General features: G+C 59.1%; 14 protein-coding genes. 5 read left to right on the top strand and 9 right to left on the bottom strand.

What is annotated here, in order from left to right; translation table 11 throughout:
* Positions 1-5 precede the first annotated feature (5 nt).
* The 4 genes from I6E73_RS13810 to I6E73_RS13795 all read right to left on the bottom strand — a co-directional run bounded on the left by I6E73_RS13810 (position 6) and on the right by I6E73_RS13795 (position 4,465).
* Positions 6-1,433 carry a serine/threonine-protein kinase gene (locus I6E73_RS13810; RefSeq protein ID WP_197126470.1) on the bottom strand — a complete coding sequence of 476 codons (1,428 nt, stop codon included), beginning with the start codon at positions 1,431-1,433 and terminating at the stop codon, positions 6-8.
* Between the two features lie 120 nt (positions 1,434-1,553).
* Positions 1,554-2,348, bottom strand: coding sequence for a PP2C family serine/threonine-protein phosphatase (locus I6E73_RS13805; RefSeq protein ID WP_197108934.1), 795 nt, complete (start codon positions 2,346-2,348; stop codon positions 1,554-1,556).
* 19 nt (positions 2,349-2,367) lie between these two features.
* Positions 2,368-2,985: an FHA domain-containing protein gene (locus I6E73_RS14935; protein WP_197108935.1), complete on the bottom strand. Its 618-nt coding sequence runs from the start codon at positions 2,983-2,985 to the stop codon at positions 2,368-2,370.
* Between the two features lie 43 nt (positions 2,986-3,028).
* Positions 3,029-4,465, bottom strand: a complete 1,437-nt coding sequence (locus I6E73_RS13795) for an aminobutyraldehyde dehydrogenase (protein ID WP_197126468.1) — start codon at positions 4,463-4,465, stop codon at positions 3,029-3,031.
* A gap of 122 nt (positions 4,466-4,587) precedes the next feature.
* Between I6E73_RS13795 and I6E73_RS13790 the strand changes: the two genes are divergently transcribed.
* The 5 genes from I6E73_RS13790 (at position 4,588) to I6E73_RS13770 (ending at position 8,785) form a co-directional block, all read left to right on the top strand.
* Entirely contained in the window at positions 4,588-5,070 is a 483-nt protein-coding gene (locus I6E73_RS13790) for an Lrp/AsnC family transcriptional regulator (protein ID WP_197108937.1), read from the top strand.
* A 33-nt stretch (positions 5,071-5,103) separates the two neighbouring features.
* Positions 5,104-6,486 carry an aspartate aminotransferase family protein gene (locus tag I6E73_RS13785; RefSeq protein ID WP_197109012.1) on the top strand — a complete coding sequence of 461 codons (1,383 nt, stop codon included), beginning with the start codon at positions 5,104-5,106 and terminating at the stop codon, positions 6,484-6,486.
* 54 nt (positions 6,487-6,540) lie between these two features.
* Positions 6,541-7,593 (top strand): hypothetical protein, encoded by a 1,053-nt coding sequence (locus I6E73_RS13780; protein WP_231601030.1) that lies wholly within the window; start codon positions 6,541-6,543, stop codon positions 7,591-7,593.
* Positions 7,594-7,685: 92 nt separating this feature from the next.
* Positions 7,686-8,198, top strand: coding sequence for a methylated-DNA--[protein]-cysteine S-methyltransferase (locus I6E73_RS13775; protein WP_197126466.1), 513 nt, complete (start codon positions 7,686-7,688; stop codon positions 8,196-8,198).
* The gene (locus tag I6E73_RS13770) at positions 8,195-8,785 is read left to right on the top strand and encodes a DNA-3-methyladenine glycosylase I (protein ID WP_197126464.1); all 591 of its coding nucleotides are present in this window, start codon (positions 8,195-8,197) and stop codon (positions 8,783-8,785) included. Before I6E73_RS13775 ends, I6E73_RS13770 begins: the two co-directional genes overlap by 4 nt.
* 17 nt (positions 8,786-8,802) lie before the next feature.
* On the opposite strand, the gene I6E73_RS13765 is transcribed toward I6E73_RS13770, so the two are convergent.
* The 5 genes from I6E73_RS13765 to I6E73_RS13745 are packed head-to-tail and all read right to left on the bottom strand — an operon-like array spanning position 8,803 to position 12,846.
* On the bottom strand, positions 8,803-9,552 hold the full coding sequence (locus I6E73_RS13765) for a YaaA family protein (RefSeq protein ID WP_197126462.1): 750 nt from the start codon (positions 9,550-9,552) through the stop codon (positions 8,803-8,805).
* A complete protein-coding gene (locus I6E73_RS13760) occupies positions 9,549-10,070 on the bottom strand; it encodes an ATP-binding protein (protein ID WP_197108940.1) in 522 nt (173 codons plus the stop codon). Before I6E73_RS13760 ends, I6E73_RS13765 begins: the two co-directional genes overlap by 4 nt.
* 9 nt (positions 10,071-10,079) lie before the next feature.
* Positions 10,080-10,340, bottom strand: coding sequence for a F0F1 ATP synthase subunit epsilon (locus tag I6E73_RS13755; protein ID WP_197108941.1), 261 nt, complete (start codon positions 10,338-10,340; stop codon positions 10,080-10,082).
* A 2-nt stretch (positions 10,341-10,342) separates the two neighbouring features.
* A complete protein-coding gene (atpD, locus tag I6E73_RS13750; protein ID WP_231600166.1) occupies positions 10,343-11,926 on the bottom strand; it encodes a F0F1 ATP synthase subunit beta in 1,584 nt (527 codons plus the stop codon).
* Between the two features lie 20 nt (positions 11,927-11,946).
* A complete protein-coding gene (locus I6E73_RS13745) occupies positions 11,947-12,846 on the bottom strand; it encodes a F0F1 ATP synthase subunit gamma (protein WP_197108942.1) in 900 nt (299 codons plus the stop codon).
* Between the last annotated feature and the right edge of the window lie 30 nt (positions 12,847-12,876).

Genomic DNA, 12,876 nt, shown 5'->3' with positions numbered 1-12,876 from the left:
CATCATCACGGCAACACCGCGCATTTCTGCGCGCTCGCTGCGCCCGATTTGCCGTCGCGGGTGACTGTCACGGAAATGCAGACGTTTTCGCCAGACTCCGCATCAACCACAAAGCTGGGTTCTCGCTGTTGCAACGGCGGTTGGTTGTCTGTCGTTGTGATTTGGTACGAATCACCTGGTTTAAGTCCAGGGTCGAACCACGAGAACTCAACGACATCGGTCGAGACCGTAGCGTTAATGTCGCTCACAGTCGGGATGTCGGTGGAACCAGTCTGCAATTGCACGAGCGTGACAGTGGCGCCGAGCACAACCGCGAGCGCGGCAACCGCAACACCAATCCACGCAATAGTTTGCATGCCGCGAGTACGCGGAATCGGACTCATTCCTGTTTTGCGGCGAGACATCTTGCCCTCTGCCGCTTCACTCTCGAATGAACCAAAGCTGTCGTCGACCGCGGCAGGGCGACGACGTTTGCGACGCTGTGACGACGTCATCGCTGCAGCTTGACCCGGACGAACCCGAGTGCGGTCTTCAAGCTCAGCCACGGTTGCGAGCGCCCAGTCATCCATGGCAACTTCTATGGCGGTCTGGGAGAGGCCGAGCTCAGACTCCACAGCCTGCAGCTCGTGCACGAGTTCTAGCACGCTGCCCTGGCGCGCTTCAGGTTTGCGTGACATCGCCCGGTTGAGCGCACGTTCAAGACTCTCGGGCACATCGCTGCGACCGGTCGTACGGGGCTTCGCGCGGTTGATTCGAGAAATAAGGTCTGTCGACTTGTTCGACTCCCCCGGCACCTCGAAGGGTGAACGCCCGGCGAGGAGTGAGTACACCGTCGCGGCATAGGACCACAGCTCGGATTCAATAGTGCCGGCCGTCTCATCCATCAACACTTCTGGAGCAGACCACGGGATCGACATTCCCACGGCTTCAAGATTCTCGGACTCACTCAGCGTTGCCGCGATACCGAAGTCTGAGAGCACAGGATGCCCGTATGCGGTCGTCAGAATATTGGAAGGCTTGATGTCGCGGTGCAAGACACCAGCGCGGTGGGCAGTCTCGATCGCGCTGCCAATCTTGATAGCGATCCGCAGCACCTCGGGCACGGGAAGTCGCTCAAGGCGGTAGCGCTGGCTGAGCGTGGAGGAACACAGTTCCATCACCAAGTACGGGCGACCATCCGACGAGACGCTCGCCTGGTAGACGGTGAGGATCGAAGGATGCGAACTGAGCTGCGCCATAAGGTTCGCTTCAGCCTGAAACATGAGGCGAACCTGGTCGTTGACGACCTCGCTGAGCATAACCTTGACGGCGACTTGGCGACGCGGCATATTCTGCTCATACAAGAACACATCGGCGAATCCACCGGAGCCCAAAACGTGCACATGTGAGAACCCGGGCAGGGCAGGAGGATCTGAGGGCAGTCTTCGAGCCACAGAAACACCCCTTACATGTCGTCGAGTTCGATCATTCTAAGTGAGGAAAGCACTCACAAATCGGATTCTGCCCCTTGTCTGGGGGCAGATGGTCTGTCCCCAGTATGGAGGACTAGACGACTATGCCGCTGTAGGCACTTCTAACACGTCAACGACAATGGCCGTGATGTTGTCGCGACCGCCGCTGTCGAGTGCGGAATCAATGAGCTCTGACACTGTTTCCTCCGCCGAATTATGCTTCGCGAAAATCCGCGAAATCTCGACATCGGAGACCTCGCGGGTAAGGCCATCCGAGCAAATCAAGAGCCGTTGACCGCGCTGAATCGGAAGCATCCAGAAGTCGGGCGATGGGGTCGCGTTGAAGCCCACCGCGCGAGTGATGATGTTGGCATCAGGATGGTCCTCCGCTTCTTCGCGCGAAATCACCCCGGCATCCACAAGATCTTGAACAACCGAGTGGTCTCGCGTGACCTGTACCAGTCGATCGTTCTCGTAGTCGTAAACGCGGCTGTCCCCGACGTTGAAGACAGCGAAGCTTGCCGATTCGTGGTGCTCCGTGACGACGACACCTGTTACCGTCGTACCGACCCCCAACTCGCTATCTTGAGCGATAAGTCCGATGTAGTCCGTTGCTCGTTCAAGAGCTCGTTCAACGGCCCGCGCTGGCAAGAAGTCGCCCGTGATCGCGTCATCCAGTCGCTCGACAACGGCAGCGCTCGCCAAATCGCCGGCAGAGTGGCCGCCCATGCCATCTGCGACAGCAAACATCGGAGAACGCGCGACGTAGCTGTCCTCGTTTGCGGCGCGCCGATGGCCCGTATGAGTTCCCGCAGCCCACGCAAACGTAAACGTTTGCTGTTCTCGCCCTGGTAGAGCGATGGTGTGCTTCGGGTTGTTGCCGCCGATTTCGGTCACGGCTACCTTCCTGCCCGTTTTACTCCAGACGCCGCCGAGGCAGAATCCGAATGATGTTTCCGTCACCAATATCCACTAGCGTGCCGGTCGAAACGACCACCGACTCACCCTGACGGAGTTTTCGTGCAGCATTGCCTGGTACTTGAACGATGGAGCCGTTCGTCGATCGAAGATCAGTCACGATCACCGAAGCTCCCAATTGTCGCACTTCGACGTGCGTCTCAGAGACCTCCCGCAGCGGCGATTGCACCGCAACCAAGCGTGGTCCAACACCTTTCACAATGCGCGGCGGTCGCGGATCACGACCGAATACGCACGCATGTTCAAGCGAGTGAGCTTGCCCCGTTCCGTCGAGTTGCACTCGGTAGTACAACGCAGACGACGCGGATGCTGGCGGTGCCGACGACTGCTGAGGAGGCTTCACTTGCGCTGCAGCGCGCGCTCGCAATCGTGCCGCCTCTTGAGCGGTCGTGGCTGACGCTTGCTTCGCCTGAGCTTCCGCCGGGCGTTCGTACGGCTGCACGGTGGGGGGCCGACGCCGAGAACTGAGGATGATCGTGTCCTCGAGGTCGGGAACGTTCGACCACACCGTGGGCCGTTGGCCCGCCGTTATCGTGTCGTCAAAGTCATGCCTCACGCCGCAATCTTAGACACGCTTGACGATTTCTCGTGGGAGCCGGTCACGCTTGTCCGATAAAACTCATCACGTGTTTGATGCGCGTGTAGTCCTCGAAGCCATAGCTCGACAGATCTTTGCCGTATCCGGAGTGCTTGAAACCACCGTGAGGCATCTCTGCGACGATCGGAATGTGGGTGTTGATCCACACGCAACCGAAGTCGAGGTGTTTCGCGAATCGCATTGCACGGCCGTGATCGCGAGTCCACACGCTGGAAGCCAAACCGTAGTTTACGTCGTTGGCCCACTCAAGGGCTTGGTTCTCATCCGTGAATTTTTGAACGGTGATGACCGGGCCAAAGATCTCGTTCTGCACGGCAGAATCGTGTTGCTGCAACCCGGAAACAATCGTGGCTTCGTAGAAGTAGCCCTGGTTGCCTTGGCGCGCTCCCCCGAGTTCAACGTGAGCGTGCGACGGCAGCTCTTCAATCACGCGCGATACTTGTGCGAGCTGGTTTGCGTTGTTCACGGCCCCGAAGTAAACGTCTTCGTCGGGTGCACCCGTTGTCGCGTTATCGCGGGTCCAGGCCACGAGGGCTGCGACGAATTCGTCATGAACCCGCTCGTGCACGATCACCCGCGTCGCTGCAGTGCAGTCCTGTCCCGCGTTGAAGTAGCCGGCGGCTCCGATGCCTGCAACAGCGGATTCGATGTCGGCATCGTCAAAGACAATGACCGGAGCCTTGCCGCCCAGCTCCAAGTGCACACGCTTGAGATCAACGGATGCCGCCTTAGCAACTTCCATTCCGGCCCGCACTGAGCCCGTAATCGACACCATTTGCGGCGTCTTGTGGTCGATCATGAGGCCGCCGGTGGTGCGGTCTCCGGTGAGAACGTTGAAGACGCCCGCTGGCAGAAACTCGGATGCGACCTCGGCGAACAGCAGGGTGGCCGACGGTGTCGTGTCGCTGGGCTTCAGCACCGTCGTGTTGCCGGCCGCGATGGCGGGGGCGACTTTCCAGACGGCCATGTTGAGCGGATAGTTCCACGGCGCCACTTGACCAATAACACCGATGGGCTCACGGCGAATCGATGACGTGTGGTCCTTCATATATTCAGCAGACGCCATCCCGGAGAGGTGTCTGGCTTCTCCCGCGAAGAATCGGATCTGGTCAACCGAGAGCATGATCTCGTCAGCGACGAGGCTGGCGCGGGGCTTTCCGGTGTCTTTCGATTCGAGGTCAGCGAACTCGTCGGCGCGCGCTTCCATCGCGTCGGCAATGCGGAAGAGGGCGAGCTGACGTTCCGAGGGAGTGGTCTCACCCCAGGTTTCGAAGGCGGTCGACGCTGCGGCGTAGGCGGCATCCACGTCAGCGGCTGACGAGACAGGCGACTCGGCGTAGCTGTGCTCGGTCGCGGGGTCGATCACGTCGAAACTTGACTCGGTGCGCGCGGCTACGTACTCGCCGTTGATGAAGTTCTTGATTTCTGAAGCGCTCATGCGTCAACGATAGCGAGGGTGTCATCCGGAATCTACCCTCAGACTGACGGTTTCCGCAGCAAAATCACTATTTTGATTCGGAATCGCTTGCAGAAGCGGGTTTCAACTGACAAAATCGAGGCATGACCACCCCGTCGCGTAGTTCCGCAAACAAGCCTGTGCATCTCGACGATGTTTCGAAAGCCATCATTGAGCAACTTCAGAATGATGGCCGACGCTCCTACGCCGAGATCGGTAAGGCAGTTGGCCTCAGTGAAGCCGCCGTTCGTCAGCGCGTGCAGAAACTGACAGACTCCGGCGTCATGCAGGTCGTCGCGGTTACCGACCCCATGCAGCTTGGCTTTTTTCGCCAAGCCATGATCGGCATCCAAGTCTCGGGAGACACCACAGTCGTTGCCGAAACGATTGGAAAACTGCCCGCTGTCGACTACGTCGTTCTCACCGCCGGCAGCTTCGACATCCTCGCCGAAGTGGTCTGTGAAAACGATGACGACTTGATCGACCTTCTCAACCGCGACATTCGCGGGATCGACGGCGTGCGTTCGACGGAAACCTTCGTCTACCTGCGCCTCCACAAGCAGTTCTACAACTGGGGAACGCGCTAAGCGTTCCTCACAACCCTCAAGAAAGTGTCAGCCATGTCAGAGTACGACGAAGCCGATCTTCAACAAAAAGCCAAAGACCACCTGTGGATGCACTTCTCTCGCCAATCGGTGATGGAAGACGGTGCCGGGGTTCCCATCATCGTGCGCGGCGAAGGCCACCACATTTATGACAGCAAAGGCAACAAGTACTTCGACGGCTTGAGCGGACTTTTTGTGGTCAATGCTGGCCACGGCCGCAAGCGACTCGCTGAGGTTGCTGCCAAGCAGGCCGAAGAGCTCGCGTTCTTCCCGCTTTGGTCCTACGCGCATCCCAGCGCCATCGAGCTAGCTGATCGCCTGGCTGGCTACGCGCCCGGTGACCTCAACCGTGTGTTCTTCTCCACCGGCGGCGGCGAAGCCGTTGAGACTGCATTCAAGCTAGCCAAGCAGTACTGGAAGCTGCAGGGCCGTCACACCAAGCACAAGGTGATTTCCCGTGCGGTTGCTTACCACGGCACCCCGCAGGGCGCACTGGCCATCACCGGCATCCCCGGAATGAAGGAGATGTTTGAGCCTCTCGTTCCTGGTGGATTCCGCGTGCCGAACACCAACTATTACCGCGCAGAAGAAATGGGCTTCCACGGCACCGAAGAAGAATTCGGCCTGTGGGCGGCTAACCGCATCGAAGAAATGATCCTCTTCGAAGGCCCCGAGACTGTCGCAGCCGTGTTCCTTGAGCCCGTGCAGAATTCGGGTGGATGCTTCCCGCCTCCCCCCGGCTACTTCCAACGTGTTCGCGAGATCTGTGACGAATACGACGTACTGCTGGTCAGCGACGAAGTCATTTGTGCCTTCGGTCGCCTTGGCCACATGTTCGCGTGCGACGCCTACGACTACATTCCCGACATGATCACGTGCGCCAAGGGCATGACGAGTGGATATTCGCCCATCGGTGCCACGATCGTGTCTGACCGCGTCTACGAGCCCTTCAAGCACGGCGCGACGACGTTCTACCACGGGTACACCTTCGGTGGACATCCGGTGTCTGCCGCGGTTGCGCTGGCAAACCTCGACATTTTCGAGGAAGAGAAGATCAACGAGCACGTTCGCGAGAACTCACCGAAGTTCCGCGCTGCGCTTGAGCGCCTGCTCGATCTGCCCATCGTCGGCGATGTGCGCGGCGACGGCTACTTCTTTGGCATCGAACTCGTGAAAGACAAAGCGACGAAGGAAACCTTCAACGACGACGAGTCGGAGCGCCTGTTGCGCGGCTTCCTGTCGAAGGCACTCTTCGACGCCGGGCTGTACTGCCGCGCGGATGACCGTGGAGATCCTGTGATTCAGCTGGCACCGCCCCTCACGATCGGTCCTGCTGAATTTGACGAGATAGAATCGATGCTGCGCTCGGTCTTGACCGAAGCATGGAGCCGTCTCTAGAACTCACCACGTTCGCCCTCCCTCTGACCCCACGGCTCAGATAGAGTTCTTTTCGTGAGCATTGAGGATAAATCGCTAACGCAGCGTCCCCACGAGAGCGATACGCGCATTACTGTTGCGCGCGTTATCGCGATCGTGCTCGCTGTCGCGCTCAATCTTGCGGTTATCGCGACTGGCGTCTGGGCGCTCACTAATCAGCAGCGCATTTCGGATCAGTTTGCGGTGTGGGATTTTGAACCGTCAGCGACTGTCCAGGCCTATGTCACCACGGCGGCTATGTCTGACGAGGGCCAGTTCCTTTTCTATGCCAGTCACCCTGAGATTCAGACGAACCCGATTTTCAACACCACGTGCTCCAACGTCGAGGAGAACTTCGGCGTGCTCGGATGCTACTTTCCGAGCAGCAAGTCAATCTTCCTTTACGACGTCACGGATGAGCGTCTCGACGGCATCGAAGAAGTCGTCGCTGCCCACGAGATGTTGCACGCCGCATGGGACCGCCTCTCCAGTGCCGAGCAGGATCGTTTGACGACTCTGCTCGAAGCAGCAGCCGAGAGCATGAAAGACGATCCCGAATTCGCGACCATCCTTGAGTTCTATGCGAAGACTGAGCCGGGGGAACGGTCGAACGAGCTGCACTCAATCATCGGCACCGAATTCGCTGATGTCAGCCCTGAGCTTGAGGCTCACTACGCGGAGTACTTCACTGACCGCGCCACGGTGGTGGCGCTCCACGAGAAGTCGAACGCGGTGTTCACCGAGCAGCTGGAGGCCAGTGCAAAACTCGTCGACCAACTCGATGTGCTTCGCGCGAGCATCGACGACGACTACGCGACCTACAACTCCGGCTATGACGAGCTCAACAACGACATCGACAGTTTCAATTCACGCGCCGATGAGGGCGATTTCAACACCCTCGATCAGTTCAACAGTGAACGCAACGAACTCATTAGTCGTCAGGATTACCTCAACACTCTCTACGACTCCATTGAAGCGGATGTCGACACCTACGACGACCTCGTGAAGCAGCTCGAGGCACTCAACACCACAATCAGCGAGCTCAACCAGAGCATCAACATTGAACCTCGCAACGAAGACGGCATCTAGCACCTCTCCTCACCAGCGCAGCGAATCCTCTCGGAATTGCAATGTCCGAAAATAGCCAGCAGGTCGCGAACTGCGCAGCGTACGCTCGACACATGCACACGATCACATCCCCCTCCACAGAGGTCGCGTACCTGCTCAGAGTGCCGTCACCCATCGGCCGCATTGAGCTCACGAGCGACGGCGAACACATCACGGGTCTCGCCATCGAGAACGCTGGCGCGCTCCCCCACGATCACCAGGCTGAGGCCTCGTGCGACGTACTCACGCACGCCGCTCAGCAGCTCAGCGAATATTTCGAAGGCAAGCGTCGCTCCTTTGATCTCCCCCTTTCCACCACGGGCACTGAGTTTCAGCGATCGGTGTGGCTCCAACTCGGCCAGCTCCCTTTCGGTGCCGCTGTGTCGTATGCCGACATCGGCCGCGCCACCGGGCGACCAAGTGCGGGCAGGGCCGTTGGCGGCGCTGTCGGCGCCAATCCCATCCCGATCATCGTCCCCTGCCACCGGGTACTCGCTTCCAACCAGCGCATCACCGGCTATAGCGGTGGCGAAGGCGTTCCCACCAAGCAGTGGCTGCTCAAGCATGAAGGGATCGCTCACAAGTGAGAGAACGTGAAGCACTGATTGTTGGCCCCGACGGGCGCTCTCGGTGCAGCTGGGTTGGCGACGACGAGCTCTATCGCAATTACCACGACGAGGAGTGGGGCAATTCGCTCCGCGGCGACCACCGTCTGTTCGAGAAGATCATGCTCGAAGCATTCCAAGCCGGGTTGTCGTGGATCACGATCCTGCGCCGGCGCGAGGGCATCCGCGAGGCGTTCGATCAGTTCGATGCGGCAACGATCGCGCACTACGGCGACGACGACGTGGCCCGCCTCCTCGACGATCCGCGTATCATTCGTAATTCGCTGAAAGTCTCCGCTGCTGTCACCAACGCGAAGGCAACTCTGGCGCTAACGGAGAACGCCCCGGGTGCGCTCGACACTCTTCTGTGGAGCTTCGCTCCTCCCGCTCGCCCTGAACGGCTGCGCACTTTTGACGAAGTACCGGCCATCACCCCAGAGTCCACCGCGATGAGCAAAGCGCTCAAGGCACACGGCTTCCGCTTTGTCGGACCGACGACAATGTACGCCCTCATGCAATCCGCCGGCATGGTTGACGACCACCTCGAGGGCTGCTGGCGCGTGGCGTAATCGTAGAGCGGCGTGAGCTACGCGTTCTCTACGACGAGATCCAGTTCGCCAGGGGCGCCAGGTTCAAGACGGAAGCCTGCGCCGTTTGCCCAGGTCAGTAGCGAATCGATTGAGTCATGGTCGATCCCCGCTCTGATGAGAGCGCGCGCAAAGAGACCCTTTGACTTTTTGTTGAAATGGCTGAGCGCAACCCGTTTGCCGTCAGCGCCTTCAGTCACCACCCGGAGGTAGACGCTACTGGGAGAGGTCGCTCCGAGTTGGGCGTACGCCTCCGACCGAAAATCTAGTTGGAGCCCCTCTACCGCAGCCAAGGCAGCCGTGACGGATGCTCTCCAATGACGCTTCAAGGGAACGCCGGGCACCTTTGAGTTATGGGAGAGTCGGTATGCGGGAATGGGATCTCCCGCACCGATGGGGCCGAATAGCGCTGAGTGCACGACTACACACTTCTCGGCGAAGGCCCATTCTTCCGGCGTCAACGAGGCGACGTCGAGTCCGTCAAACAGCACTCCCGTGTAGCGCTTGAGCGCCGGCATTACCGGAGCGACAGCAAGTGTGCGGTTGCGTTCAACTTCAAAAAGTTGTTTCGTGCTGATGCCGAGAGCGCTCTGTGCGGCGTCGGGATCGCCGGAAAGCTCGATGAGCGCGTTCGAGACAGCTTGTCGTTCCTCAGTCAGTTCTGGGAACGAAAGCTGCCCATAGTCGAGGGTAGCGTTGTCGTCTCCCCCGTCACGTTTTGTCTCCGAGGGTGGAAGAAGAATGATCACGCGTCAAGAAATGCGGATGCCCGTTCGACGTTCACGCCGATGGGGCCCGCCGAGTCGAGAGTGATGCGCGCGACAGCGCCGCTCACTCCGCCCCACGGGGAATACTCTTCAACACTCTGCTCTACGGCGTCACGGTCGGGCGCGCCTGCAAGCGCACGCTTCGCAGCGCGTTCCACGAGTCGTTGTTCATGCACGGCTTCGTCTGAGCACACTACTTCAATGAAGCGGATGCCGGAGCCAGTGCGCTCCGCGAGACTGACCCATTGTTCACGGGCCGGATCCACCGCGTTGACAGCATCGATGATGATGTCGTCGTCGTTCAGCAAGACTGATTCTGCTAGCGCCTCAGCCACCAGATAGGCAGCAAGTCCGATGGGTTGTCCGGCACTGATGCCGGCCTTCAGAATTGCTGTCTCGATCTGGTCGACGGAGAGCACGGTGGTCTTGCGCCGGGCGCCCACGACCTCTGCGATCGTGGTTTTTCCTGCACCCGGCAACCCGGCCATCGCTATAAGCATGTTAGAAAACTAGACGAGTTCAGCGGTGCTTGCCACCACTGTTACGGTGTTGTGCTCAACCGAGAGGAAGCCGTTATCCGCGGTAGCGGTCACGTTCTTGCCGTCTGTGGTGGTCACACGAACCTCTCCCTGAGCCAGAATCGCGAGTAGCGGTTCGTGGCCGGGAAGAATACCGATCTCACCTTCAGTGGTGCGAGCGATGAGCTGGCTCGCCTCCCCCGACCAGATTTCCTGGTCGGCGGAGACGACGCTCACTGTCAGAACTGCCATTGTTAGGAGTTCTCTTTCTGAATCTTGGCCCACTGCTCTTCAACATCGTTGATGCCACCGACGTTGAAGAACGCCTGCTCAGCAACGTGGTCGAACTCGCCCTTGACGATCGCGTCGAACGACTCGATGGTCTCCTTGAGCGGAACAGTCGATCCCTCAACACCGGTGAACTTCTTCGCCATGTAGGTGTTCTGCGAGAGGAACTGCTGGATGCGACGTGCGCGCGATACGGTGATCTTGTCTTCTTCAGAGAGCTCGTCAACACCGAGGATCGCGATGATCTCCTGGAGTTCCTTGTTCTTCTGCAGAATCTGCTTCACGTTGGTCGCGACACGGTAGTGGTCGGCACCTAGGTAACGGGGGTCGAGGATACGACTCGTCGAGGTGAGCGGGTCAACGGCGGGGTACAGACCCTTCGATGCGATTTCACGGCTGAGCTCAGTCGTGGCGTCGAGGTGGGCGAAGGTGGTTGCCGGAGCCGGGTCGGTGTAGTCATCGGCAGGCACGTAAATTGCTTGCAGCGACGTAATCGAGTGACCACGCGTCGAGGTGATGCGCTCCTGAAGGATACCCATCTCGTCGGCGAGGTTCGGCTGGTAACCAACGGCAGAAGGCATGCGGCCGAGAAGCGTCGAAACTTCACCACCGGCCTGCGTGAAGCGGAAGATGTTGTCGATGAAGAGCAACACGTCTTGCTTCTGAACGTCACGGAAGTACTCAGCCATAGTGAGAGCCGAGAGCGCAACGCGAAGACGCGTTCCTGGCGGCTCGTCCATCTGGCCGAAGACTAGAGCAGTCTTGTCGAAGACTCCCGCTTCTTCCATCTCGACGATGAGGTCGTTACCTTCACGGGTACGCTCACCGACACCGGCGAACACCGAAACACCACCGTGGTCGGAGGCAACGCGCTGGATCATTTCCTGGATCAGAACGGTCTTACCGACACCGGCACCACCGAAGAGACCAATCTTTCCACCGAGCACGTAGGGCGTGAGAAGGTCGATGACCTTGATACCGGTTTCGAAGAGTTCCGTCTTCGACTCAAGCTGGTCGAATGCCGGGGGCTTGCGGTGGATGGGCCAGCGCTCGGTAATTTCAACGGTCTCGCCGTTGACCTTGCCGTCTTCATCTGCGTTGAGGATGTCACCCGTGACGTTGAAGACCTTGCCCTTGGTGACATCACCAACAGGAACAGTGATCTGCTCGCCGGAGTCGCGAACCTCTTGGCCACGGACCAGTCCGTCAGTGGGCTTGAGCGCGATGGCGCGAACTACGTCGTCACCGAGGTGCTGAGCTACTTCGAGAGTGATCTCGGTTGTCTCGCCGCCGATGGTGACGTTGGTCTTGAGCGCGTTGTAGATTCCGGGGATCGAATCATGCGGGAACTCGACGTCTACAACTGGGCCGATTACGCGCGAGATGCGACCGATACCGGCAACATTCGCAGCAGGAACCGTCTTGGCAGCTGCCTTCTTTGCAGGCGTCTTCTTGGCGGGGGCCTTTACGGCTGCCGCCTTCGTCGCTGCTGCTTTTGTGGTTGCTGCCTTTGCAGCGGGGGCCTTCTTGGCCGGGGCTTTTTCAGTCATGGCTTCCCTATCTATGGTTCTTACTTAGCCGAGCTGAGGGCGTCCGCGCCGCCCACGATCTCGGAAATCTGCTGGGTGATCTCCGACTGACGCGCGTTGTTGGCCAAGCGCGTGTAGTCGTTGATGAGCTTGTCTGCGTTATCGCTTGCAGACTTCATTGCCTTCTGCGTTGCTGCATGCTTTGCAGCGGCAGACTGGAGCATGGCGTTGAAGATACGGCTCTCGATATACACAGGAAGCAAGGCGTCGAGCACCTTGTCTACCTCTGGTTCGAACTCATAGAGCGGAAGGATCTCCGACTCTTCGGGTGCTTCAACACCTTCAACGATCTCCAGTGGGAGAAGACGAACAACCTCAGGAACCTGCAGAAGCATGCTCACTAGGCGGTTGTACACGATGTGGATTTCGTCCACTCCGCCTTCGCTTGCCGGCTGCAAGAATTTGCTGACGACCGCGTCACCGATTTCTTTGGCGACCTCGAACTCTGGTGAGTCCGTGCCGCCAGTCCAAATCTGCTCTGCATCGCGCTTGCGGAAGGCGAAGTACGCGGCGGACTTACGTCCAACCAGGTAGTAAACGACCTCTTTGCCTTCGGCTTCGAGTCGAGCTGCGAGTTCGCCAGCTTCGCGGAGAACGTTCGTGTTGAACGCTCCCGCAAGTCCGCGGTCGCTCGAGAAGATAACGACCGCAGCGCGGTCAATCGTCTCGGGCTCAGTTGTCAGCACGTGATCGACGTTCGAGAAAGTCGCCACCGCCGAGACGGCACGCGTGACCGCACGTGAGTACGGACCCGATGCAGCTACTCTCTGCTTCGCCTTTTGAATGCGCGACGCGGAGATCAGCTCCATCGCGCGTGTGATCTTCTTGGTCGTCTTGGCAGAACTAATTTTCTGCCGGTAGACCCGAAGTTGCGCTCCCATGGCTTTCTAACTTTCTATGTCGTGTTGGTC

Source organism: Salinibacterium sp. SWN248 (genome assembly GCF_015864575.1).
Lineage (GTDB): Bacteria > Actinomycetota > Actinomycetes > Actinomycetales > Microbacteriaceae > Rhodoglobus.
This window is presented reverse-complemented; position numbering and strand designations above follow the sequence as displayed.

What these genes read in the sequence shown, in the direction of transcription:
- I6E73_RS13785 (WP_197109012.1), top strand. Translation starts at nt 5,104, where the DNA reads ATGTCAGAGTACGACGAAGCCGATCTTCAACAAAAAGCCAAAGACCAC.
- I6E73_RS13755 (WP_197108941.1), bottom strand. Translation starts at nt 10,340, where the DNA reads ATGGCAGTTCTGACAGTGAGCGTCGTCTCCGCCGACCAGGAAATCTGG.
- I6E73_RS13745 (WP_197108942.1), bottom strand. Translation starts at nt 12,846, where the DNA reads ATGGGAGCGCAACTTCGGGTCTACCGGCAGAAAATTAGTTCTGCCAAG.
- I6E73_RS13790 (WP_197108937.1), top strand. Translation starts at nt 4,588, where the DNA reads ATGACCACCCCGTCGCGTAGTTCCGCAAACAAGCCTGTGCATCTCGAC.
- I6E73_RS13795 (WP_197126468.1), bottom strand. Translation starts at nt 4,465, where the DNA reads ATGAGCGCTTCAGAAATCAAGAACTTCATCAACGGCGAGTACGTAGCC.
- I6E73_RS13760 (WP_197108940.1), bottom strand. Translation starts at nt 10,070, where the DNA reads ATGCTTATAGCGATGGCCGGGTTGCCGGGTGCAGGAAAAACCACGATC.
- I6E73_RS13775 (WP_197126466.1), top strand. Translation starts at nt 7,686, where the DNA reads ATGCACACGATCACATCCCCCTCCACAGAGGTCGCGTACCTGCTCAGA.
- atpD (WP_231600166.1), bottom strand. Translation starts at nt 11,926, where the DNA reads ATGACTGAAAAAGCCCCGGCCAAGAAGGCCCCCGCTGCAAAGGCAGCA.